Below are 22104 nucleotides of genomic sequence, written 5' to 3' on the forward strand. Positions count from 1 at the left end.
CCGGCGATGGGCTGCAAGGCAGCCCCATGACCCGACCGACGGGGTCAGAAGTCGTCTTCGACCTGCCCGTCCTTGACCTTGAACTCACGGTTCTGCAGGTAGGCGTTACGCAGGAAGATGTACTTGTCGCCCTGCACCAGTTTCTCCGCCGACAGCAGGCTGGCGCGGGTGTCGATCACGTCCAGGGCGAAGATCGAGTTGCGCGTCGGCACGTGGTCGATGTAGCGGTAGGGTTCGGTGTAGGTGTCCGGGTACTTGGCCAGGCCGTCACGCACGGTGCTGGGGCCCAGGAGCGGGATGACCACGTACGGCCCGCTGGGCACCCCCCAGTAGCCGAGGGTCTGGCCGAAATCTTCGTCATTGCGCTGCAGGCCCATCTTGGTGCCGACATCGAAGAAGCCGCCCAGGCCGAAGGTGGTGTTGACGATCAACCGCGCGGTGTCGACGCCCGCCGCGTGCGGTTTGAGCTGCAGCACATTGTTGGCCAGGTTGGTGACATCGCCGAGGTTGCGGAAGATGTTGTGGATGCCGTCCTCGAGAAACTGCGGGGTGATCGCCTGGTAACCCTGGGCCAGCGGCTTGAGGGCATAGGTGTCGAGGGTATCGTTGAACTTGAAGATCGGTCGATTGACCGACTCCCAGGGGTCTTCCTCGCTGGCCGCCTGGGTGGCCGCCACGGGCGCCAGCAACAAGCTGGCGCAGACACAGGCCTGGGTGACTCGCTCGAGCACTCCGGCACCGAACCTACGCATAGATGTTTCTCCATCGGATTTCACGGTGCAACGGCCGTTGGCGCGTTGCTGAATTGGGCGCAAGTATAATGGCTTACTGGCTGGAGCGTAGTTTTACATATCTAGGTCAAGATTATGTGAACAAGTGTTGCGGTCATCTGCCGGTAACAATCGCCGGCTAGCGTGGAAGCTATTTCAGGGACGCTGCCATGCAAGAAGCACCCGCCTTCACCGCCGTGCTGTTCGGCCTGCGCGGCTGCCTGGTCCAGGCCGCGAACGGCACGGCCCTGCCCACACCGGGCGCCCTCGACTTACTGGCGCGCCTGCGCACCCGGCAAATTCCGTGCATCTGGCTCGACGACCTGAATGCCGCCCAGGGCAAGCGTTTGACCCGTGTGCTGCCCGATTGGCTGCCGGGGCATCCGCTCAATGGCAGCAAAGGGCCTGCGCCCGATGCCTGCTGGCAGGCGCTGATGAGCCTGCAAAGCCAGCGCCTGGATGGCTGCGTGCTGGTTAGCGGCGAACCCCTGCTGCTGCAATCGGCCTTGAACGCCGGCTTGTGGACCGTGGGCCTGGCGGCCTGCGAGCAGGCTTCGCCGCACTGGCAGGCACTGAACCAACAGGAACGGGAGCGAGCCCGCGGCAAGGCGACCTTGGCGTTGTTCGGGCTGGGCGTGCACTCGGTGATCGATCACCTCGAAGCTCTCGACGCCTGCCTGGCGGACATCGCCCAGCGCCGGTACAAGGGCGAGAAACCCTGATACATCCAGCTTGATGCGGATCATGCAAAGCGCCGACAGGTGGATTACGCTTGAAGGCAGGCCAGAACCTTTGCCGTTTCGCTGAGGTCCATGGTTTGCCAAGCCATTGATGGAGTACGAACAATGCCTGCCCGCGAACTGCAAGAGCGCCTGAATAGCCTGCGCGAGCAACTGGATCGCAATGTGCCGCTGTCGGAAGAGGAGCTGGCCAGCCTGCATGAAGAAGCCCGGCAGATCGAAGCCCAGCTCAAGCTCGAGGAAGCCACCCCGGACAACAACCTGGTCGATGGCGTGAACCTGGCCATCGAACGCTTCGAGGCCGAGCACCCCGACCTCACCGCCACCCTGCGCAGCATCGCCAACTCGCTGCACAGCATGGGGATCTGAACCCGACGGGGCTGTGTTGCAGCCCCGTTACATTACTGCCGCACCAACCGCAGGTTCTGCGGGCTGATCGCCCCGGTGCTGCGATACGGGTTGATATCCAACCCACCCCGGCGCACATACCGTGCATACACCGTCAGGTGCTCAGGCTTAAGCAGGTTCTTCAGGTCCAGGTAGATCCGCTCCACGCATTGCTCGTGGAAGTCGGCATGCTGGCGGAAGCTGATCAGATAGGTCAGCAGGCTGGCAGGGTCCAGCGCCGGCCCCTTGTAGGCAACCACCACGCTACCCCAGTCTGGCTGGCCGGTGACCGGGCAGTTGGATTTGAGCAGGTGGCTATGCAGCGTCTCTTCTACCACGCGCTCCGAGGAGCAACGCAGCAGCTCCGGTTGCGGCTGCTCGTAGTTGCTGATGGTCACATCCAGCGCGTCGATGCACTGGCCCGGCAAGGCGGTCACGCCTTGGCCTTCGACCTCGGCCAGGGTGCTGACCTTGACCGCGACTGCCTTACCCGCGGCGGCGGACAGGTCTTTTACCAGGCACGCCTGCAACTCGGCCAGCGAGGCGAACACGGTCTGGTTCAGCGAGTTGAGGTACAGCTTGAAGGACTTGGACTCGATGATGTTCGGCGAGTCGCAAGGGATGGCGAACTCGCCGATGGCCACCACCGGCTTGCCTGAAGGCAGCAGCCACGACAGCTCGAAGCAGTTCCAGAAATCCACGCCCTGCCACGGCAGCGCCTCGCCACTGACGCCCAGCTCGGCCCACTTGGCCAGGCGTGGGATGGGGAACAACAGCGCGGGGGTGTAGGTGGCAATGTATTCGCTGGACTTGCCCAGCGGGGAGTGTTCGGCGGCGGGATGCATGGAAACTGACCTGAAGGTTCGAAATTGCCCCTAGTCTACCGGTTTTGCACCCCGCCTTGGAGCCGATGTCACTCGATGGTCAACGGCCCGACCATGCCGGCCTGGTAATGGCCCGGCACGTTGCAGGCGAACTCGATGGGTGCTGACTTGCGGAAGGTCCAGGTCAGCTCCGCGCGCTGGCCAGGCTGCACCAGCACGGTGTTGCCGGTATCGTGGCCATGGCCGCCGTCCATCATCTGGCTGTGGTCCATCTGGCCATGGTCCATGCCTTCGTGATTCATGCCGGCGGTGAAGATCTTGCCTTGCATGGCGACCATTTCCTTTTGATGCTCGGCGTGCATGGCTTTGTCGCCCAGGTTGAACTCGTGGGGTAGATTGCCTTCATTGACCAGCACGAAACGTACGGTTTCGCCGGCCTTGACCTTGATGCTCTTGGGTTCGAAGGCAATGTCCTTGAGCACCACCTCGACGGTGCGGGTGGCCTTGGCTGCCGGCGCCGGTTCGCCAAAAGCGAAGGGTTTGGCTTCGCCAGCGAAGGCGGGCAGGCTGGTCAGGGCAAGCGCGGCGGTGAGGAACAGGTGTTTCATGGGTGACTCCAGATCAATACAGCGAAGATGGCGCCATTGTCGAAAAGGCAGGCTGGCAGCTGGCTGACGGGAAGATTACAACTTTGTCAGCTTGGGCAGGCCGCCAGATCGTCACGTATCATTTCCTCGACGTATGGGGGCAGGCTTTGGGAGAGCGGGCTTGCCCCGCGATTGCACTCGCCCAGGCGACCCTCTCGCGGGGCATGCCCGCTCCCACGAAAACCGTTCCACAGCGCACGCCACAAGCCACATCACTACAAGGACTGTCATGAAACTGCTGATCGTCGAAGACCAGGCCAAGACCGGCCAGTACCTGAGCCAGGGCCTGAGCGAGGCCGGCTTCGCCACCGAGCTGGCCAGCGACGGCGACAGCGGCCAGCACCTGGCGCTGACCGGCGACCACGACCTGCTGATCCTCGACGTGATGCTGCCCGGGCGCAACGGCTGGCAGATCCTCCAGGCGGTGCGCCAGGCCGGGCTGGACACACCGGTGCTGTTCCTCACCGCCCGCGACGCCGTCGAGGACCGCGTGCACGGCCTGGAGTTGGGCGCCGACGACTACCTGGTCAAGCCCTTCGCCTTCTCCGAGCTGCTGGCCCGAGTGCGCAGCCTGCTGCGCCGGGGTGCCAGCGCCAGCCAGGACACCAGCCTGGGCTTGGCCGACCTGCGCCTGGACCTGATCCGTCGCCGCGCCGAACGCGGCGGGGCACGCATCGACCTGACCGCCAAGGAGTTCGCCCTGCTCGAACTGCTGCTGCGCCGCCAGGGCGAGGTGTTGCCCAAGTCGCTGATCGCCTCGCAGGTGTGGGACATGAACTTCGACAGCGACACCAACGTCATCGAGGTGGCGATCCGCCGCCTGCGCCTGAAGATCGACGACAGCCACCCGGCCAAGCTGATCCATACCGTGCGCGGCATGGGTTACGTGCTTGAAGAGCGCCAGGACTGATGCGCCGTCTGTCCCTTGGCAGTCGCCTGGCCCTGCTGTTCGCCGCCTGCACCGCCGCCGTGTCGCTGGGCGCCGGCTTGCTGTTCAGCCGCGCCAGCGAGCAGCATTTCGTCGAGCTCGACCAGCAACTGCTCAGCGGTCGGCTGTCGCTGATGCGCAGCCTGCTCGACGGCGTAGACAGCCAGGCGCAGCTGGCCACGCGCCTGCCGGCGCTGCTCAACGAATTGAGCCACCAGTCCGACCTGGCCTTGCGCGTGCGCGGCGCCGACGGCACGCCCTGGTTCGCCAGCCGTGGCGAGTTGCCGCAGACATCAGGACACGGCGCACTGGCCACGTTGCATAGCCAGGGCGTGGATTACCGCAGCCTGAGCACCCCGCTGGCCGACAATCAACCCACCTCGCCACAGCTGACGCTGTTTCTCGATATCACCCACCACCAGCACTTTCTGCAAGGCATGCAGCGCCTGATCTGGTTCACCGTCGGGTTGTCGGCGCTGGTCACCGCGCTGCTTGGCGCCTGGGCCGCGCGCCGCGGCCTGCAACCGTTGCGACAGATGGGCAAGATCGCCGCCAGCGTCAACGCCCGTTCGCTGACCACCCGTCTACCGGCCGCCGAAATGCCCGAGGAGCTAGCCGAGCTGGCCGCCACGGTCAACGCCATGCTGCAACGCTTGGACGATGCCTTCCAGCGTCTGTCGGCATTCTCCGCCGATATCGCCCACGAATTGCGCACGCCGTTGTCCAACCTGCTCACCCACACCCAGGTCACCCTCACCCGCCCGCGCAGCCTGGAGGAGTACCGCGAAGCCCTGCACGGCAATCTCGAAGAGCTGCAATGGATGGCCCAGCTGGTCAACGACATGCTCTACCTGGCCAAGGCCGATCACGGCCTGCTGATGCCCAGCCGCCAGTCGCTGGACCTGGCCACGGAGGCCGATGCGTTGCTGGAGTACTACGCGCCGCTGGCCGAGGACGCCGAGGTGCGCTTGCTGCGTGAGGGCCAGGCCCATACCGAAGGCGACCGACACATGCTGCGCCGGGCGCTATCCAACTTGCTGGACAACGCCCTGCGCTTCACCCCCGCCGGGGGTGAGATTAGGATAAGCCTGGAGCCTGGGCTGCGCATCGTGGTGGCCAACACCGGGCCGGCGATTGCGCCGCAACTGCTTGAGCGATTGTTCGACCGCTTCTACCGGGCGGATCCGGCGCGCCAGGAAGGCAGCAGCGAGCATGCGGGGCTGGGGCTGGCGATCACCCGCTCGATCGTGCAGGCACACGGTGGGAAAATTCGGGCGGAGCGTGAAGATGGCTGGACGCGGTTCGTGATCGAGTTGCCCGCGTAGGGGCGCAAAGCGCCCCCCCGGTGTTGCAATGTCTTACTCGTAACGCAAGGCCATCGCCGGTTCGATCTGCGAAGCGCGGTAGGCCGGGTAGATCGTCGCCAGGAAGCTCATCACCAGCCCCGCCACACAGATGATCGCCACGTCGCCCCACTGCAGCTCCGACGGCAGGCTGCTGATGAAGTAGATGTCGGAGGTGAAGATGTGCTGCCCGCTGACCCGCTCGAGCCAGCCGACCACCGCGCTCACGTTCAGCGCCAGAACCACACCCAGCACACCGCCAAGCAAGGTGCCGACGATGCCGATCAGGCTGCCCTGGACCATGAACGTGCCCATGATCTGCGCCGGCGTGGCGCCGATGGTGCGCAGGATGGCGATGTCGGCGCCCTTGTCGTTCACCACCATCACCAGGGTGGCGATGATGTTGAAGGCCGCTACCGCGATGATCATCATCAGCAGCAGGCCGATCATGGTCTTTTCCATCTTCATGGCGCTGAACAGGCTGCCCTGGGTGTGCGACCAGTCATCGGCGCGGTAGCCCTGGCCAAGGCCCGCGGCGATCGCCTTGGATACCTGCGGCGCGGCGTACAGGTCGTGCAGCTTCAGGCGCACGCCCTGTACCTGGCCTGGCGCCCAGCGCTGCATCTGGCCAGCGTCGGCGACATGGATATAGGCCTGTGAGCCATCCAGCTCGGCACCGACCTTGAAGATACCGACCACCGTCAGGCGCTGCATGCGCGGGGTAATGCCCCCCGGCTCCTTGCTGATTTCCGGCACGATCAGGGTCAGCTTGTCGCCGGTGTTCAGGCGAAAACGCCGGGCCGTCAGCTCGCCGATGACCACGCCGAACTCGCCCGGCACCAGTGCTTGCAGACTGCCCTGAACGATGTGCTGGGTAACGATGGAGACCTTGCCCTCCTCGACCGGATCGATGCCGGCGACCTGGATCGGCTGCATCGCCCCCTTGTACGAGAGCATGCCTTCCATTTCGGTGAGCGGCGCGGCGGCGATCACCGCCGGGTTGCCCTCGGCGGCGCTGGCGACCTGGCGCCAGTCGCCCAGCGGCTGCTCGCCGAGGATCGCGGCATGCGGCACCAGGCCGAGCACGCGCGAGCTCATCTCGCGCTGGAAGCCGTTCATCACCGACAACACCGTGATCATCGCCAGCACGCCCAGCGACAGGCCGATCATCGAGGTCATGGAGATGAACGAGATGAAGTGATTGCGGCGCTTGGCACGGGTGTAGCGAGCACCGATGAACAAGGGCAAGGGTCTGAACATGTACAGGTACACCCAACAGAGAAGTGAACCGGGGCGCCCTCACGGCGCCCCGCGCAGGCGATTCAGATCGCCACCAGATGCCCGTCTTCCAGGCGCAGCACACGGTCCATCTGCCGCGCCAGGTTGAGGTCGTGGGTCACCACCAGGAACGCCGTCTGCGAGTGGCTGGACAGCTCCTGCATCAGCTCCTGGATACCCTGGGCAGTGTGGTGGTCGAGGTTGCCGGTGGGCTCGTCGAGCATCACCAGGCCCGGGCGGTTGACCAGGGCGCGGGCAATCGCCACGCGCTGGCGCTCACCACCGGACAGCTCGGCCGGCTTGTGATTGAGGCGATGGCCCAGGCCGACGCGCTTGAGCAGCGCCTCGGCGCGCTCGCGGGCTTCGCTGATCGGCGTCTTGCCGATCAGCAGCGGCATGCAGGCGTTCTCCAGGGCGGTGAACTCCGCCAGCAGGTGGTGGAACTGGTAGACGAAGCCCAGCGCGCGGTTGCGCAGCAGGCCGCGAGCCCGCTCGCCCAGCGCCGACAACTCTTCGCCGGCCAGCCAGACGCTGCCCTCGGTGGGCGTGTCCAGGCCGCCGAGCAGGTTGAGCAAGGTACTCTTGCCCGAGCCGGAACTGCCGACGATGGCCACCCGCTCGCCTGGCTGCAGTTCGAGGTTCAACCCCGCCAGCACCTGCACCGACTCCGGGCCTTCCTCGTAGCTCTTGCCCAGGTTGCGGCAACTCAACACGGCTTTATCACTCATGCGCGACTCACTCATAACGTAGCGCCTCTGCCGGCTGGGTGCGCGAGGCGCGCCAGGCCGGGTACAGGGTGGCGAAGAAACTCAGGACCAGCGCCGCGCCACAGACCATGTAGACGTCCTGGGCCTGCAGCTGCGAGGGCAGATAATCGATGAAATACACGTCGGCATTGAGGAACTTGTGCCCGATCAGGGTCTCGATGCCGGCGATCGCCGCGCTCACGTTGAGCGCGCCGAGAATACCCAGCGCGGCGCCGATCAGGGTGCCGACCACGCCGATCACCGTGCCCTGGACCATGAAGATGGCCATGATCTGCGCCGGCGTGGCGCCCAGGGTACGGAGGATGGCAATGTCGCCGCGCTTGTCGTTGACCACCATCACCAAGGTGGAAATGATGTTGAACGCCGCCACCGCCACGATCAGCAGCAGCAGCAGGCCGATCATGGATTTCTCCATGCGGATGGCCTGGTACAGGTTGCCGTGGGTGCGGGTCCAGTCTCGTGGATAGAACTCCTGCTCGCCCAGCTGCTGGGCGATGTCCCAGGCGGCGCGCGGGGCCTGGAACAGGTCGTCGAACTTGAGACGGATGCCTTGTACCTGGTCGGCCTTCCAGCGGTGCAGGCGCGACAGATCGGCGATGTTGGTGATGCCCAGGTAGCCGTCGATCTCGCCAGCGCCAACGTGGAAGGTGCCGACCACGGTGAAGCGCTTCATGCGCGGGAACATGCCTGCCGGGGTGACGCTCACCTCGGGGGCGACGAAGGTCAGCTTGTCGCCGATAGCGACGCCGAGCTTGGTCGCCGCCTTGTCGCCGATCATGATGCCCCACTCGCCCGGCGCCAGCTTGTCGAGGCTGCCCTGCTGGACGAAGTGGTCGATGATCGACACCTCGCGCTCGCGCGCCGGGTCGACGCCGTTGAGCAGCACCTTCTGCACCTTGCCATCGTGGGTCAGCAAGCCCTGCATCTGGGTGAAAGGCGCAACCGCCAGTACCTGCGGATTCTGCTTTACTTTAGAGGCAAGGGCCTGCCAGTCGTCGATCGGCTGGCCGGTCTCGAGCGTGGCGTGGGGGATCATCCCCAGCACACGGGTGCGCATCTCGTGGTCGAAACCGTTCATCACCGAGAGCACCACGATCATCACCACCACGCCCAGGGCGAGGCCGATCATCGAGGTGAGCGAAATGAACGATACGAAGTGATTGCGACGCTTGGCACGGGTGTAACGCGTACCAATGAATACGAATAGAGGTCTGAACATGTCGGGGCTTGTTCGGATGAAAGGGAACGTCCTTGTGGCGAGGCGCCTACGGCGGCTTTACACTCGGACCACCGCCGTAACCTTGGGTTCGCCATGACGACATTAGACGAAGAAGATCGCCGCGAATACTACCGCATCGAAGATCGGATCGCACTCCAAATCAGCCCCCTCAGCGCGGCCGAAGCCCTTGAAACAGAACTGTTGCAGGATGATTCCGAGCTGTTCAACCTGCTCAGCGAACTGCACCTGTCCGACTTCGAGTCACAACACCTGTTGCGCCAGCTGAGCGAGAAAGACCGCACCCTCGCCGCCTTTTTACGCGCACAGAACAAACGCCTCGACCTGCTCAGCGCGGTGGTCGCGCAGACGCTGATCGGCGAGATCGGCCAGCCGCAACCGGTAATCATCTCCGAAGGCGGCATCGAGTTCGCCCAGCACCAGCAGATCGCCCCGGGCACCCGGGTGAAAGTGAAGATGGTGCTGATGCCTCGCGCCCACGGCCTGCTGCTGCGCGGCCGGGTCACCCACTGCGATCCGCGCCCCGACGGCAGCTTCGAGGTGGGCACCGAGTTCACCGAGATGACCGACGCCCAGCGCCAGCTGCTGGCGCGCTATATCCTGCAGCGCCAGCAACAGCAGCGGCGCCAGGCACTGGAACAGAACGACCCCGCGCCTTGAGCCCTTTTCACCTGAATCTGAAGGAACGAATGTGACCCTTATCTACGGCCACCGCGGCGCCAAGGGCGAAGCGCCCGAGAATACCCTGCAGAGCTTCCGCCAGTGCCTGGCGCACGGCGTCAACCGCTGCGAACTCGACCTGCACCTGTCGGCCGACAACGAGCTGATGGTGATCCACGACCCGACCCTCAAGCGCACCACCGGCCGACGTGGCAAGGTGGTCGAGCACAGCGCCGCCGACCTGGTCACCTACGACGCGCGCAAGGGCGGCCCAGGCCATGTGCAGCCCTGCCCCATCCCGCGGCTGGAGGAACTGTTCCAGAAGTGCCCGTTCGAGCATTGGCAACTGGAGGTCAAGAGCGCCTCGCGCACCCGCGCCGCCAGCACCGTGCTGGCGATCCGCGAACTGGCCCAGCAATACGCCCTGCTGGACAAGGTGACCATCACCTCGAGCTCACGGGAAGTGCTCGGCGCCGCCCAGGAGCTGGTGCCGGACGTCAAGCGCGGACTGGTAGCCGAATACGCCTGGCTCGACCCACTGAAGGTCGCGCAGAACTACGGCTGCGAAATGCTGGCGTTGAACTGGACGCTGTGCACCCCCGAGCGCCTGATCAAGGCGCAGCGCCAGGGCTTGCACGTGTCGGTGTGGACGGTCAACGAACCGGCGCTGATGCGCCGGCTCGCCGACTTTGGCGTGGACAGCCTGATTACAGACTTTCCCGGTTTGGCCAAGACCACCCTCGGGTAGGGCTGAAATCGGTCTCCCCGACCGGCTCAGGCCACCGGCCGGAGCCGCTCAAAAAAGCCGGTTCAGGCCGTCGTAGGCAGCTACCCGATAGGCTTCGGCCATGGTCGGGTAGTTGAAGGTGGTGTTGACGAAGTACTTGAGGTTGTTCTGCTCGCCCGGCTGGTTCATCACCGCCTGGCCGATATGCACGATCTCCGAGGCCTGGTAGCCGAAGCAGTGCACGCCGAGGACCTCGAGGGTCTCGCGGTGGAACAGGATCTTCAGCATGCCTTGCGGCTCGCCGGCGATCTGCGCGCGAGCCATGCTCTTGAAGAACGCCTTGCCCACTTCGTACGGCACCTTGGCCTGGGTCAGCTCCTGCTCGTTCTTGCCGATCGAGCTGATCTCCGGGATGGTGTAGATGCCGGTCGGCACGTCGTTGACGAAGCGCCAGCTGCCGTTGTCGACGATGCTGCCGGCCGCCGAACGGCCCTGGTCGTGGGCGGCACTGGCCAGGCTCGGCCAGCCGATCACGTCACCGGCGCCATAGATGTTCGCCACACTGGTGCGGTAGGTCTCGTCGACCTCGATCTGGCCACGGCTGTTGACCTTGATGCCAATGTTCTCCAGACCCAGCTTGTCGGTGTTGCCGGTACGACCGTTGCACCACAGCAAGGCGTCGGCCTTGATCTTCTTGCCCGATTTCAGGTGCAGGATCACCCCGTTGTCCAGGCCTTCGACGCGGTCGTAGTCCTCGTTGTGGCGCACGGTGATGTTGTTGTTGCTGAAGTGATAGCTCAGCGCCTGGGAGATTTCCGAATCCAGGAAGCTCAACAGTTGGCCACGGTTGTCGACCAGCTCCACCAGCACGCCCAGGCCGCTGAAGATCGAGGCATATTCGCAACCGATCACTCCGGCACCGTAGACGATCAGCTTGCGCGGGGTGTGGCTGAGGCTGAGGATGGTGTCGCTGTCGTAGACGCGCGGGTGGTTGAAGTCGATGTCGGCCGGGCGGTACGGGCGCGAGCCGGTGGCGATGATGATGTGCTTGGCGTTGAGCTTCTCGACCACGCCATTGGGGCAGACCACTTCGATGGTCTGCTCGTCGGCGAAGCTGCCGGTGCCGACGAACACGTCGACGCGGTTGCGCGCGTAGTAGCCGGTACGCGAGGCGACTTGCTTGCTGATGACCTTTTCGGCGCTCTTGAGCACGTCGGGGAAGGAGAACCAGCGCGGCTCGCCGATGGCGCGGAACATCGGGTTGGTATTGAACTGCATGATCTGCCGCACGGAGTGACGCAGCGCCTTGGACGGGATGGTGCCCAGGTGGGTGCAGTTGCCTCCGACCTGACGACGGCTGTCGACCATCGCCACCTTGCGCCCTGCTTTGGCGGCGTTCATTGCCGCGCCCTCACCGGCCGGGCCGGAACCCAGCACCACTACGTCGTAGTTGTAGACAGCCATGCGTACTCCTTCAGAACTGGCCCGCCGGCCGGGTGGCCGCGGGGCGCGATCATGCCGCCTGAGCGCCATGAGAAAATTCGGGTGCAGTCTAATCAAGCGGGAACGCCGCGCACATTAACCCTTGGTCGCGTCGTAGGCCACTGTTGCTTGCACTACATGTGGTTCCACCGGGTCCCTGGCGGCGATCATCCGTGGCTTGCCTTTCACTCGCCTTTCAGCGCCCGCTCGAACGCAGGCGTGCCACGGGAGACGAATCCACCCCCACTGCGGGTCACCAGCACGGCGGCAATCCCATGGGCCATGGCGAAGTCCCAGCCCTGTTGCGGCCCGAGGATCAACAACAGGGTCGAATAACCATCGGCCCGCAGCGCGCTGGCGTCGAGCACCGTCACTGCCGCCAGGTCATGCGCGACCGGGCGCCCGAGGCGGGCATCGAAGGTGTGCGAATAGCGCCGGCCATTGTCCTCGAAATAATGCCGATAGTCACCCGAGGTCGACACGGCCAGGTCCTGCACGTCGATGACCTGGCGGGCGATCTGGCGATCCTCGCGCGGCAGTTCCAGCGCTACCCGCCAGGCACTGCCGTCGGGCTTGCGGCCCACGGCCTTGAGCTCACCGGTGGCCTCGGCAAGGAAGTTGTCGATACCCAGGGCCTGCAGGCGCGCGGCGATCAGGTCGACGGCATGGCCGGCGGCGATGCTGTTGAAGTCCAGCTCGATGGCCGCGTCCTTGCACAGGGTGTCGCCCTCCAGGCGCAGGTGGCGGTAGCCGACACGCTGACGCACCCGGGCCAGGGCCTGCGGTTCAGGCACGTGCAGTTCGCGGGCCTGTGGACCGAAGCCCCAGAGGTCGAGCAGCGGCTCGACGGTAAGGTCGAAAGCGCCCTGGCTCTGTTCGGCCAACAGCTGACCGAAACTGACCAGCGCGCGCATGTCGCTGTCGATGGCCAGGCACTGGTTGGCTGGCAACTGGTTGAATCGGCTGACGGTGGAGTCGCCGCGGTAGGTGGAATACTGGACATCGACGACCTGGAGGATAGCCTCGACCTCGGCTTGCACCTGCTCCCGCGCCGGGCCACCGGGTTGGTGCACGTACTGGATGCTGTAGCTGCTGCCCATGGTCGGGCCGCCGAAGCGTTCGAGGGTCGAGGTTGGCTCGCAGGCTGAGAGCAACAGCAGGCAAAGCAGAAGAACTGTGCGCACCATGGATTTCTCGGTTGGCCGCTCCCACATCGATAGCAGTGAAGCAGGAAGCAAAAAAAACGGGAACCCGAAGGTTCCCGTTTTTTCAACGCATTACAACTGGATCAGCGTGGAAACGCTGGCGGGTTCACACCGGCCATGTCTTCCATCACGCGCACCACCTGGCAGCTGTAACCGAACTCGTTGTCGTACCAGACGTACAGGACAACGCGATTGTCGTTGCAGATGGTCGCCTCGGCGTCGACCACACCGGCGTGGCGCGAACCGACGAAGTCGGTCGATACCACTTCCTGGGAGCTGACGTAGTCGATCTGCTTGTGCAGCTCGGAGTGCATGGCGGTCTGGCGCAGGTACTCGTTCAGCTCTTCGCGGTTGGTGGCCTTCTCGAGGTTCAGGTTGAGAATGGCCATCGACACGTTCGGCGTCGGAACACGGATCGCGTTACCGGTCAGCTTGCCCTTGAGCACTGGCAGCGCCTTGGCGGCGGCAGTGGCGGCACCGGTCTCGGTGATGACCATGTTCAGCGGCGCGGCGCGACCACGGCGGCTGCCCTTGTGGAAGTTGTCGATCAGGTTCTGGTCGTTGGTGAACGAGTGAACGGTTTCGACGTGACCGTTGACGATGCCGTACTGGTCGTTGATGGCCTTGAGCACCGGCACGATGGCGTTGGTGGTGCAGGACGCCGCCGAGATGATCTTGTCGTCGGCGCTGATGTCGCCGTGGTTGATGCCGTGCACGATGTTCTTCAGCGCGCCCTTGCCCGGCGCGGTGAGGATCACGCGGGCGGCGCCTGGGCAGGCCAGGTGCTGGCCGAGGCCGTCGGCGTCACGCCAGACACCGGTGTTGTCGACGATCAGCGCATCGTTGATGCCGTACTGGGTGTAGTCGACTTCGCTCGGGCTCTTGGCGTAGATCACCTGGATCAGGTTGCCGTTGGCGGTGATGGTGTTGTTGGCTTCATCGATGACGATGGTGCCGTCGAACGGACCGTGCACCGAGTCGCGACGCAGCAGGCTGGCGCGCTTGACCAGGTCGTTCTCGGCGCCCTTGCGCACGACGATGGCGCGCAGGCGCAGGCCGTCGCCGCCACCGGTCTTCTCGATGAGGATGCGCGCCAGCAGGCGGCCGATGCGGCCGAAACCGTACAGGACGACATCAGTGCCCTTGCGTGCGTTGGCGTTCTGCTGCCCCACCACGTCAGCCAGCTCGTCACGGACGAACTGCTCGGCGCTGCGGCCGTTGCCTTCGGCCTTGAACTTGTTGGCCAGCTTGCCCAGGTCGACCGAAGCGGCGCCCAGTTTCAGCTCGCTCATGGCCTTGAGCAGCGGGAATGTCTCGTGGACCGACAGCTCGGTCTCGTCGGTTTGACGGTGACGGGCAAAGCGGTGGGCTTTGAGGATCGAGATAACCGAACGGTTGATCAGGCTACGGCCATAGATCGAGCTCACCACGTTGTTGTTGCGGTAGAGCTGACCGATAAGCGGGATCATCGCTTCAGCCAGGGCTTCACGATCGATCCACTCACCAAGACACTGGTCGGGCTTCTGAGTCACGGTAACCTTCCACATGTAGGGGAACAAAAAAGGGGCTACATTATGACGCCCCGCAGCGTATCGGGCAATGAGCGCCTGTCGCCGGCGCCAGAGGCGACCGCCACGCCCTTCACAAGCCTGACAGCGCGCCCGCTCACCGGTACAATCGATCTCTTTGCCGCAACGCTTGGAGTCCGATCTCCCGTGTCAGTTCTGCGCCTACCGAAACTGTCGGCCACGGCCGGCAAACAAACCTGGGGCAACCTGCCCGGCGCGGCCTTGAGCCTGGCCGTCGCCGAGGCGGCCAGTACCGCTGGTCGCTTCACCCTGTTGCTGACCGCCGACAGCCAGGCCGCCGACCGCCTGGAGCAGGAGCTGCGCTTCTTCGCGCCCGAGCTGCCGGTGCTGCCGTTTCCCGACTGGGAAACCCTGCCCTACGACCTGTTCTCGCCGCACCAGGACATCATCTCGCAGCGCATCGCCAGCCTCTACCGGCTGCCGGAGCTGGACCACGGCATTCTCGTGGTGCCGATCACCACCGCCCTGCACCGCCTGGCGCCGACGCGCTTCTTGCTGGGCAGCAGCCTGGTGCTGGACGTCGGCCAGAAGATCGACGTCGAGCAGATGCGCGGCCGCCTGGAAGCCAGCGGCTATCGCTGCGTCGACACGGTGTACGAGCATGGCGAATTCGCCGTGCGCGGCGCGCTGATCGACCTGTTCCCCATGGGCAGCAAGCAGCCGTACCGTATAGACCTGTTCGACGACGAGATCGAAACCCTGCGCACCTTCGACCCAGAGAGCCAGCGTTCGATCGACAAGGTCGACTCGGTGCGCCTGCTGCCGGCCCGCGAGTTCCCCATGCAGAAGGACGAGGTGACCCGCTTCAAGGCGCGGTTCCGCGAACGCTTCGACGTCGACTTCCGACGCAGCGCGATCTTCCAGGACCTCACCAGCGGCATCATCCCGGCCGGTATCGAGTATTACCTGCCGCTGTTTTTCGAAGAAACCGCGACCCTGTTCGACTACTTGCCGGCAGACACCCAGGTGTTCTCACTGCCTGGCGTGGAACAAGCCGCCGAACATTTCTGGAACGATGTGCGCGGGCGCTATGAAGAGCGCCGCGGCGACCTGACCCGCCCCCTGCTGCCGCCGGCCGAGCTGTTCATGCCGGTGGAGGACTGCTTCGCCCGCCTCAAGCAGTGGCCGCGAGTGGTGGTCAGCAGCGAGGAACTGGAGGCCGGCGCCGGCCGCGAGCGCTTCCCGGCCCGCGCGCTGCCCGACCTGGCGATCGAGGCCAAGGCCAACCAGCCGCTGGCGGCGCTGGCGAACTTCCTCGACCAGTTCGCTGGCCGGGTGCTGTTCACCGCCGAGTCGGCCGGTCGGCGCGAAGTGCTGCTGGAGCTGCTCGAACGCCTCAAGGTACGCCCGCAGACGGTCGAGAACTGGGCCGATTTCGTCACCGGCAAGGCACGCCTGGCGATCACCATCGCGCCGTTGGACGACGGCCTGCTGCTGGACGACCCGGCCATCGCCCTGGTCGCCGAAAGCCCACTGTTCGGCCAGCGCGTGATGCAGCGCCGGCGCCGCGAGAAACGCGGCGAGGCGGCCAACGACGCGGTGATCAAGAACCTCACCGAGCTGCGCGAAGGCGCGCCGGTGGTGCACATCGACCACGGTGTCGGCCGCTACCTGGGCCTGGCCACGCTGGAGATCGACGGCCAGGCCGCCGAATTCCTCACCCTCGAATACGCAGAGAACGCCAAGCTCTATGTGCCGGTGGCCAACCTGCACCTGATCGCCCGCTACACCGGCAGCGACGACGCCCTGGCGCCGCTGCACCGGCTCGGTTCGGAAGCCTGGCAAAAAGCCAAGCGCAAGGCCGCCGAGCAAGTGCGCGACGTCGCCGCCGAGCTGCTCGACATCTACGCTCGCCGCGCCGCGCGCAAGGGCTACGCCTTCGCCGACCCGGCCGCCGACTATGCCACCTTCAGCGCCGGCTTCCCGTTCGAGGAAACCCCGGACCAGCAGGCCGCCATCGAAGCCGTGCGCGCCGACATGCTCGCCGGCCAGCCGATGGACCGCCTGGTCTGCGGCGACGTCGGCTTCGGCAAGACCGAGGTGGCCATGCGCGCCGCCTTCATCGCCGTGCACAGCGGCCGCCAGGTGGCGGTGCTGGTGCCCACCACCCTGCTCGCCCAGCAGCACTACAACAGCTTCCGCGACCGCTTCGCCGACTGGCCGGTGAAGGTCGAGGTGATGAGCCGCTTCAAGTCGGCCAAGGAAGTCGCCAGCGCCGCGGCGGAGCTGGCCGAAGGCAAGATCGACATCCTCATCGGCACCCACAAGCTGCTGCAGGACGATGTGCGCTTCAAGGACCTGGGCCTGGCCATCATCGACGAGGAACACCGCTTCGGCGTGCGCCAGAAGGAGCAGCTCAAGGCCCTGCGTAGCGAGGTGGACATCCTCACCCTGACCGCCACGCCGATTCCGCGCACGCTGAACATGGCGGTGGCGGGCATGCGCGACCTGTCGATCATCGCCACCCCGCCGGCACGGCGTCTGTCGGTGCGCACCTTCGTCATGGAGCAGAACAAGAGCACGGTCAAGGAGGCGCTGCTGCGCGAGCTGCTGCGCGGCGGCCAGGTGTATTACCTGCACAACGATGTCAAGACCATCGAGAAGTGCGCCGCGGACCTTGCCGAGCTGGTACCCGAGGCGCGCATCGGCATCGGCCACGGGCAGATGCGCGAACGCGAACTCGAACAGGTGATGAGCGACTTCTACCACAAGCGCTTCAACGTGCTGATCGCCTCGACCATCATCGAGACCGGCATCGACGTGCCCAGCGCCAACACCATCGTCATCGAGCGCGCCGACAAGTTCGGCCTGGCCCAACTGCACCAACTGCGCGGCCGGGTCGGACGCAGCCACCACCAGGCCTACGCCTACTTGCTGACGCCACCGCGCCAGCAGATCAGCAGCGATGCCGAAAAACGCCTGGAGGCCATCGCCAACACCCAGGACCTGGGCGCAGGCTTCGTGCTGGCCACCAACGACCTGGAGATCCGCGGTGCCGGCGAACTGCTCGGCGAGGGCCAGAGCGGGCAGATCCAGGCCGTCGGTTTCACCCTGTACATGGAAATGCTCGAGCGCGCGGTCAAGGCCATTCGCAAGGGCGCCCAGCCGAACCTCGAGCAGCCGCTGGGCGGCGGCCCGGAGATCAACCTGCGTCTGCCGGCGCTGATCCCCGAGGACTACCTGCCCGACGTGCACGCGCGGCTGATCCTGTACAAGCGCATCGCCTCGGCGGCCGACGAAGAGGGCCTCAAGGACCTGCAGGTCGAGATGATCGACCGCTTCGGCCTGCTGCCGGAGCCGACCAAGAACCTGATGCGCCTGACCCTGCTCAAGCTGCAGGCGGAAAAGCTCGGCATCAAGAAGGTCGACGCCGGCCCCAACGGCGGCAAGCTGGAGTTCGAGGCCGAAACGCCGGTCGACCCGCTGACCCTGATCAAGCTTATCCAGGGCCAGCCCAAACGCTACAAGTTCGAAGGCGCGACCCAGTTCCGCTTCCTGGTGCCGATGGAACGCCCCGAAGAACGCTTCAACACCCTGGAGGCGCTGTTCGAGCGTCTCGCCCCACAACCGAACTAAGGAAGCTCCATGCGTGCCATCCGTTGCCTGCCCCTGCTGCTGGCGTTGCTCACCCCGGCAGCCTTCGCCGCAGGCCCTTATCAGGTGGAAATGCTCCTGGTGCGGCAGAACGCCGTGCCGGCCATCACCAGCCCGTTCGCCCCGGAAAACTGGAGCGCCGGCGCGCCGCGCCTGGAACAGGGCGCCGAGCGCCCGACCGCCCTTGGCGACGAGGCCACCCGCCTGCAGGCCACCGCGGACTACACCGTGCTGTTGCACAAGGCCTGGCAACAGGACGGCGACAGCGTCGCGCTGAGCGCCGGTGAAGAGCAGTTCGGCCATTTTCCCATCGAAGGCAACCTGACCATCAAGGAAAACCGCTTCATCGCCGTCGACGCCAACCTCTGGGTCAATCAGCTCGACAGCAACGGCAGCGTGCTGCGCAGCGAGCAATTCAAGCAGAGCAACAGCAACATGAAGGCCGGCCAGCTGACCTTCCTCGACGGCGGGCACCTGGCCGTGCTGCTCAAGGTGTCGCCGGCCGGCGCGCGCAAGATACCGCTGCCGGACCCGGAAATGATGGAGCCGTGACGCCGTGAACGCCGACGTGCAGAAACTGGCCGCCGAGAATCCAAGCTGGAAGCGCGACTTTTCCGCTGCCACCCTGCAACGGGGCGAGCGCTACGCCGAGCAGGGGCTGGTGAAGATCCAGTCCCACGGCGACTCGCGCATCGTGGCCAGTTGCCTGGGCAGCGACGGCAATGTCTACAGCCAACGGATCATCATGACCGCCGGCCCTTCTGGACAGTGCCATGTGCGCGGCAGCTGCTCCTGCCCGGTCGGCCACAACTGCAAGCATTGCGCCGCCGCGCTCTTCACCGTGGCCAACAGCTACCAGGGCGCCCCACCGGCCAGCGATCAACTGCCCCATCATCTGCAACAGTGGCTGCAGGGCCTGGAGCGTCCAGAGCCGGCACAGCAAGCCGCGCAAGACAAGCGCGGGCGCATGGTCTGCTATCAACTGCAGCTCGACGAGGACCACAACAGTTGCGTGCTGCGCGTGCGCAAGGGCACCCGCGAAGAACACGGCATCCGCTACAGCCGGGTGCAGTCGCTCTACGAACTGCTCTACGAGCCGCCGAAGTTCGTCAAGGAAGAAGATCTGCGCATCCTGCGCCAACTGTCTGCGCAGAACGCCCCCTACGGCCAGGAGCGTGGCTACACCCTCAAGGGACATGAAGGGGGCGAGCTGTTGCAACGGGTGCTGGATACCGGGCGCCTGATGTTCGTCGACGAACTGCCACTGCTGCGCCAGGGCCCTGAGCGCCAGGCGCAGTTCCGCTGGGTGCGCCTGGACAGCGGTGACTACCGGGGCAGGTGGTACAGCGCCGAGCAGCCGCTGGAGTGCATACTGGCGCTGATACCGCTGTTCTATTTCGATATCGAGACCCAACAGATCGGCACCGTCAGCCATGACCTGGACCCGCACACTGCCCTGCAGCTGTCCCTCGCACCCGTTGTACCGGAACACCTCATCGTGCCCCTCAGCCACAAGCTCAACGCCCTGAATCACCAGTTGCCAACACCCACCAGCGTGCAGCAGGAACAGCTCGAGGGCATCGAGCCAGTGCCCCACCTGGCGCTGGGCAGCCTCGAATTCAGCGCCTACACGCCCAAGACCGGGCGCATGCAACGGCAGATGCAACACCGCGCGGCGCTGTCGTTCGACTACGACGGCCTGCGCGCCAGCGGCGCCGACGACAAGGCGCTGAGCCGCCTGGTCGGCACCACCAGCCAACGCATCCGCCGCCAGCCCCAAGCCGAACAGGCGCTGCGCAAGGCGTTGCGCGAGCATGGCTTCAAGCCGGCCACCCGCCAGAGCAAGGCCTTGCCCGACAGCGCCGGCGAGATGTACCAACTGCCCGACGACGAGGCCTGGCTGCGCTTCGCCCGCGAGGGTCTGCCACGCCTGCGCGAGGCCGGCTGGATAATCGACACGCACCGCGACTTCGCCTTCAACCTGCACGAGGTCGACGACTGGTACGCCACCATCGAAGAGGCGCCGGGGCATGAGTGGTTCGACCTGGAGCTGGGCATCGTCGTCGACGGCCAGCGCCACAGCCTGCTGCCGATCGTGCTGCAACTGCTGCGCGCCAGCCCCGAGCTGCTGCGCCCCAGCGAGCTGGCGCGGCGCAGTGACGGCGAGCACCTGCTGATCGACCTCAACCGCGCCCGCCACGACAGCCCGGCGCTGCGCGTGGCCCTGCCCTATGGGCGGATCAAGGCCCTGATGGGCACCCTCGGCGAACTGTACCTGCAAGAAGACGCGGTCGGCCCCAGCGTGCGCCTGGAGCGCGCCGATGCCGCGCGCCTGAATGATATAGACCAACTGCCCCTGCACTGGGAAGGCGGTAGCCATGTACGAGACCTGGGCCGCCGCCTGCGTGACGCCCGCGACCTGCAGGTGGCGCCACCCAAAGGGCTCAACGCCACCCTACGCCCCTACCAGCAGCAGGGTTTGAACTGGCTGCAGGCACTGCGCGAGATGGGCACCGGCGGCATCCTCGGCGACGACATGGGCCTGGGCAAGACCCTGCAGACCCTGGCCCACCTGCTACTGGAAAAGCAAGCCGGGCGCCTGACCCAGCCAGCGCTGGCGGTGATGCCCACCAGCCTGGTGCCCAACTGGCTCGATGAAGCCCAGCGCTTCGCCCCTGACCTGCGCGTGCTGGCCCTGCACGGCCCCGGCCGGGCCAAGCACTTCGCCAAGCTGGCCGACTACGACCTGGTGCTGACCACCTATGCCCTCGCCCCACGCGACCTCGAGCACCTCAAGGCGCAAGCCTGGCACCTGCTGGTGCTGGACGAGGCGCAGAACATCAAGAGCAGCACCAGCAAGGCCGCCCAGGCCGTGCGCGAGTTGCAGGCCAACCAGCGCCTGTGCCTGACCGGCACGCCGATGGAAAACAACCTCGGCGAACTCTGGTCGATCTTCCACTTCCTGTTGCCCGGCTGGCTCGGCGACAGCAAGCGCTTCAGCCACGACTACCGCACGCCGATCGAGCGCCACGGCGACACCGAGCGCATGGCCCACCTGGCCAGCCGTATCCGTCCGTTCCTGCTGCGCCGAACCAAGGAACAGGTGGCCACCGAACTGCCACCCAAGACCGAGATGGTCCACTGGGTCGAGCTCAGCGACGCCCAGCGCGACACCTACGAGGCGGTGCGAGTGGCGATGGACAAGAAGGTCCGTGACGAGATCACCCGCAATGGCGCCGCGCGCAGCCAGATCATCATCCTCGACGCCCTGCTCAAACTGCGCCAGGTGTGCTGCGACCTGCGCCTGGTCAAGGGCAGCGCCGAGGCCAAGGGCAGCTTCGCCGACAAGGGCAAGCTGGGCAGCCTGTTGGAGATGCTCGAGGAGCTGCTCAGCGAAGGGCGCAAGGTCCTGCTGTTCTCACAGTTCACCTCGATGCTCGCGCTGATCGAGCTGGAGCTGGAAAAACGCGGCATCCGCTACAGCCTGCTGACCGGTGACACCCGCGACCGACGCACCCCGGTGCAGCAGTTCCAGAACGGTGACAGCGACGTGTTCCTGATCAGCCTCAAGGCCGGTGGCACCGGGCTGAACCTGACCGCCGCCGATACCGTGATCCACTACGACCCCTGGTGGAACCCTGCGAGCGAGAACCAGGCCACCGACCGTGCCTACCGTATTGGCCAGGACAAGCCGGTGTTCGTCTTCAAGCTGATCACCCGCGGCACCGTGGAGGAGAAGATCCAGTTATTGCAACAGGAAAAGGCCGCGTTGGCCGCGGGCCTGCTCGATGGCGGGGAGGCCGGGCAATGGCGGTTGGGCGACGAGGAAATCGAGGCGCTGTTCGCGCCGTTGCCAAGCAAGCGAAGCAGCAAATAACAGCCCGCCCCCACGAGCCCCAGGACTTCGTGGGAGCGGGCTCGCGATG

Annotated in this window: 18 protein-coding genes; 9 read left to right on the forward strand and 9 right to left on the reverse strand. The window is 65.4% G+C overall.

Going from position 1 to position 22104, the window contains the following annotated elements:
- Positions 1-44 precede the first annotated feature (44 nt).
- Positions 45-752 carry an MlaA family lipoprotein gene (locus tag ACODS5_RS17070; protein WP_134691728.1) on the reverse strand — a complete coding sequence of 236 codons (708 nt, stop codon included), beginning with the start codon at positions 750-752 and terminating at the stop codon, positions 45-47.
- Positions 753-940: 188 nt separating this feature from the next.
- Here ACODS5_RS17070 and pcrP point away from each other — a divergent pair, with 188 nt between their 5' ends.
- The gene (gene pcrP, locus ACODS5_RS17075; RefSeq protein ID WP_134691729.1) at positions 941-1492 is read left to right on the forward strand and encodes an HAD superfamily inactivated hydrolase PcrP; all 552 of its coding nucleotides are present in this window, start codon (positions 941-943) and stop codon (positions 1490-1492) included.
- Between the two features lie 123 nt (positions 1493-1615).
- Positions 1616-1879: a DUF4404 family protein gene (locus tag ACODS5_RS17080; RefSeq protein WP_031315272.1), complete on the forward strand. Its 264-nt coding sequence runs from the start codon at positions 1616-1618 to the stop codon at positions 1877-1879.
- 32 nt (positions 1880-1911) lie between these two features.
- On the opposite strand, the gene queF is transcribed toward ACODS5_RS17080, so the two are convergent.
- On the reverse strand, positions 1912-2742 hold the full coding sequence (gene queF / locus ACODS5_RS17085) for an NADPH-dependent 7-cyano-7-deazaguanine reductase QueF (protein WP_134691730.1): 831 nt from the start codon (positions 2740-2742) through the stop codon (positions 1912-1914).
- A gap of 68 nt (positions 2743-2810) precedes the next feature.
- Positions 2811-3329 (reverse strand): cupredoxin domain-containing protein, encoded by a 519-nt coding sequence (locus ACODS5_RS17090; protein WP_489109232.1) that lies wholly within the window; start codon positions 3327-3329, stop codon positions 2811-2813.
- Positions 3330-3597: 268 nt separating this feature from the next.
- On the opposite strand from ACODS5_RS17090, the gene ACODS5_RS17095 reads away from it, so the two are divergent.
- The gene (locus ACODS5_RS17095) at positions 3598-4278 is read left to right on the forward strand and encodes a heavy metal response regulator transcription factor (protein WP_134691732.1); all 681 of its coding nucleotides are present in this window, start codon (positions 3598-3600) and stop codon (positions 4276-4278) included.
- Complete coding sequence (locus tag ACODS5_RS17100) at positions 4275-5621, forward strand: heavy metal sensor histidine kinase (protein ID WP_489109254.1); 1347 nt, start codon at positions 4275-4277, stop codon at positions 5619-5621. Before ACODS5_RS17095 ends, ACODS5_RS17100 begins: the two co-directional genes overlap by 4 nt.
- Positions 5622-5654: 33 nt before the next feature.
- Here ACODS5_RS17100 and ACODS5_RS17105 read toward each other — a convergent pair whose 3' ends face one another.
- The 3 genes from ACODS5_RS17105 to ACODS5_RS17115 form a co-directional block, all read right to left on the reverse strand.
- Complete coding sequence (locus ACODS5_RS17105; RefSeq protein ID WP_489109233.1) at positions 5655-6899, reverse strand: lipoprotein-releasing ABC transporter permease subunit; 1245 nt, start codon at positions 6897-6899, stop codon at positions 5655-5657.
- 62 nt (positions 6900-6961) lie between these two features.
- Complete coding sequence (gene lolD / locus ACODS5_RS17110) at positions 6962-7645, reverse strand: lipoprotein-releasing ABC transporter ATP-binding protein LolD (RefSeq protein WP_217853749.1); 684 nt, start codon at positions 7643-7645, stop codon at positions 6962-6964.
- Positions 7646-7652: 7 nt separating this feature from the next.
- Complete coding sequence (locus ACODS5_RS17115; protein ID WP_134691736.1) at positions 7653-8903, reverse strand: lipoprotein-releasing ABC transporter permease subunit; 1251 nt, start codon at positions 8901-8903, stop codon at positions 7653-7655.
- Positions 8904-8996: 93 nt separating this feature from the next.
- On the opposite strand from ACODS5_RS17115, the gene ACODS5_RS17120 reads away from it, so the two are divergent.
- Positions 8997-9581 carry a PilZ domain-containing protein gene (locus tag ACODS5_RS17120; RefSeq protein WP_134691737.1) on the forward strand — a complete coding sequence of 195 codons (585 nt, stop codon included), beginning with the start codon at positions 8997-8999 and terminating at the stop codon, positions 9579-9581.
- A gap of 31 nt (positions 9582-9612) precedes the next feature.
- Positions 9613-10329 carry a glycerophosphodiester phosphodiesterase gene (locus ACODS5_RS17125; RefSeq protein ID WP_134691738.1) on the forward strand — a complete coding sequence of 239 codons (717 nt, stop codon included), beginning with the start codon at positions 9613-9615 and terminating at the stop codon, positions 10327-10329.
- A 48-nt stretch (positions 10330-10377) separates the two neighbouring features.
- Here ACODS5_RS17125 and sthA read toward each other — a convergent pair whose 3' ends face one another.
- The 3 genes from sthA to ACODS5_RS17140 all read right to left on the reverse strand — a co-directional run bounded on the left by sthA (position 10378) and on the right by ACODS5_RS17140 (position 14542).
- Positions 10378-11772: a Si-specific NAD(P)(+) transhydrogenase gene (gene sthA, locus ACODS5_RS17130; protein ID WP_134691739.1), complete on the reverse strand. Its 1395-nt coding sequence runs from the start codon at positions 11770-11772 to the stop codon at positions 10378-10380.
- A 203-nt stretch (positions 11773-11975) separates the two neighbouring features.
- Positions 11976-12974 carry an FAD:protein FMN transferase gene (locus ACODS5_RS17135; protein ID WP_489109234.1) on the reverse strand — a complete coding sequence of 333 codons (999 nt, stop codon included), beginning with the start codon at positions 12972-12974 and terminating at the stop codon, positions 11976-11978.
- A gap of 104 nt (positions 12975-13078) precedes the next feature.
- Complete coding sequence (locus ACODS5_RS17140) at positions 13079-14542, reverse strand: glyceraldehyde-3-phosphate dehydrogenase (protein ID WP_134691740.1); 1464 nt, start codon at positions 14540-14542, stop codon at positions 13079-13081.
- Between the two features lie 168 nt (positions 14543-14710).
- Here ACODS5_RS17140 and mfd point away from each other — a divergent pair, with 168 nt between their 5' ends.
- Genes mfd through ACODS5_RS17155 form a run of 3 tightly spaced genes read left to right on the forward strand, consistent with a single transcriptional unit; the run spans position 14711 to position 22055 of the window.
- Positions 14711-18160 carry a transcription-repair coupling factor gene (gene mfd, locus ACODS5_RS17145; protein WP_134691741.1) on the forward strand — a complete coding sequence of 1150 codons (3450 nt, stop codon included), beginning with the start codon at positions 14711-14713 and terminating at the stop codon, positions 18158-18160.
- Positions 18161-18169: 9 nt separating this feature from the next.
- Positions 18170-18730 (forward strand): CsiV family protein, encoded by a 561-nt coding sequence (locus ACODS5_RS17150; RefSeq protein WP_134691742.1) that lies wholly within the window; start codon positions 18170-18172, stop codon positions 18728-18730.
- Positions 18731-18734: 4 nt separating this feature from the next.
- Positions 18735-22055, forward strand: coding sequence for a DEAD/DEAH box helicase (locus ACODS5_RS17155; protein WP_489109235.1), 3321 nt, complete (start codon positions 18735-18737; stop codon positions 22053-22055).
- The last annotated feature ends 49 nt before the right edge of the window (positions 22056-22104 follow it).

This window comes from Pseudomonas sp. FG47 (assembly GCF_057809115.1).

Excerpts from the sequence above, each read along its gene's own strand:
- ACODS5_RS17070 (WP_134691728.1), bottom strand. The coding sequence starts at position 752 with ATGCGTAGGTTCGGTGCCGGAGTGCTCGAGCGAGTCACCCAGGCCTGT.
- pcrP (WP_134691729.1), top strand. The coding sequence starts at position 941 with ATGCAAGAAGCACCCGCCTTCACCGCCGTGCTGTTCGGCCTGCGCGGC.
- ACODS5_RS17080 (WP_031315272.1), top strand. The coding sequence starts at position 1,616 with ATGCCTGCCCGCGAACTGCAAGAGCGCCTGAATAGCCTGCGCGAGCAA.
- queF (WP_134691730.1), bottom strand. The coding sequence starts at position 2,742 with ATGCATCCCGCCGCCGAACACTCCCCGCTGGGCAAGTCCAGCGAATAC.
- ACODS5_RS17090 (WP_489109232.1), bottom strand. The coding sequence starts at position 3,329 with ATGAAACACCTGTTCCTCACCGCCGCGCTTGCCCTGACCAGCCTGCCC.
- ACODS5_RS17095 (WP_134691732.1), top strand. The coding sequence starts at position 3,598 with ATGAAACTGCTGATCGTCGAAGACCAGGCCAAGACCGGCCAGTACCTG.
- ACODS5_RS17105 (WP_489109233.1), bottom strand. The coding sequence starts at position 6,899 with ATGTTCAGACCCTTGCCCTTGTTCATCGGTGCTCGCTACACCCGTGCC.
- lolD (WP_217853749.1), bottom strand. The coding sequence starts at position 7,645 with ATGAGTGATAAAGCCGTGTTGAGTTGCCGCAACCTGGGCAAGAGCTAC.
- ACODS5_RS17115 (WP_134691736.1), bottom strand. The coding sequence starts at position 8,903 with ATGTTCAGACCTCTATTCGTATTCATTGGTACGCGTTACACCCGTGCC.
- ACODS5_RS17120 (WP_134691737.1), top strand. The coding sequence starts at position 8,997 with ATGACGACATTAGACGAAGAAGATCGCCGCGAATACTACCGCATCGAA.
- sthA (WP_134691739.1), bottom strand. The coding sequence starts at position 11,772 with ATGGCTGTCTACAACTACGACGTAGTGGTGCTGGGTTCCGGCCCGGCC.
- ACODS5_RS17140 (WP_134691740.1), bottom strand. The coding sequence starts at position 14,542 with ATGTGGAAGGTTACCGTGACTCAGAAGCCCGACCAGTGTCTTGGTGAG.
- ACODS5_RS17150 (WP_134691742.1), top strand. The coding sequence starts at position 18,170 with ATGCGTGCCATCCGTTGCCTGCCCCTGCTGCTGGCGTTGCTCACCCCG.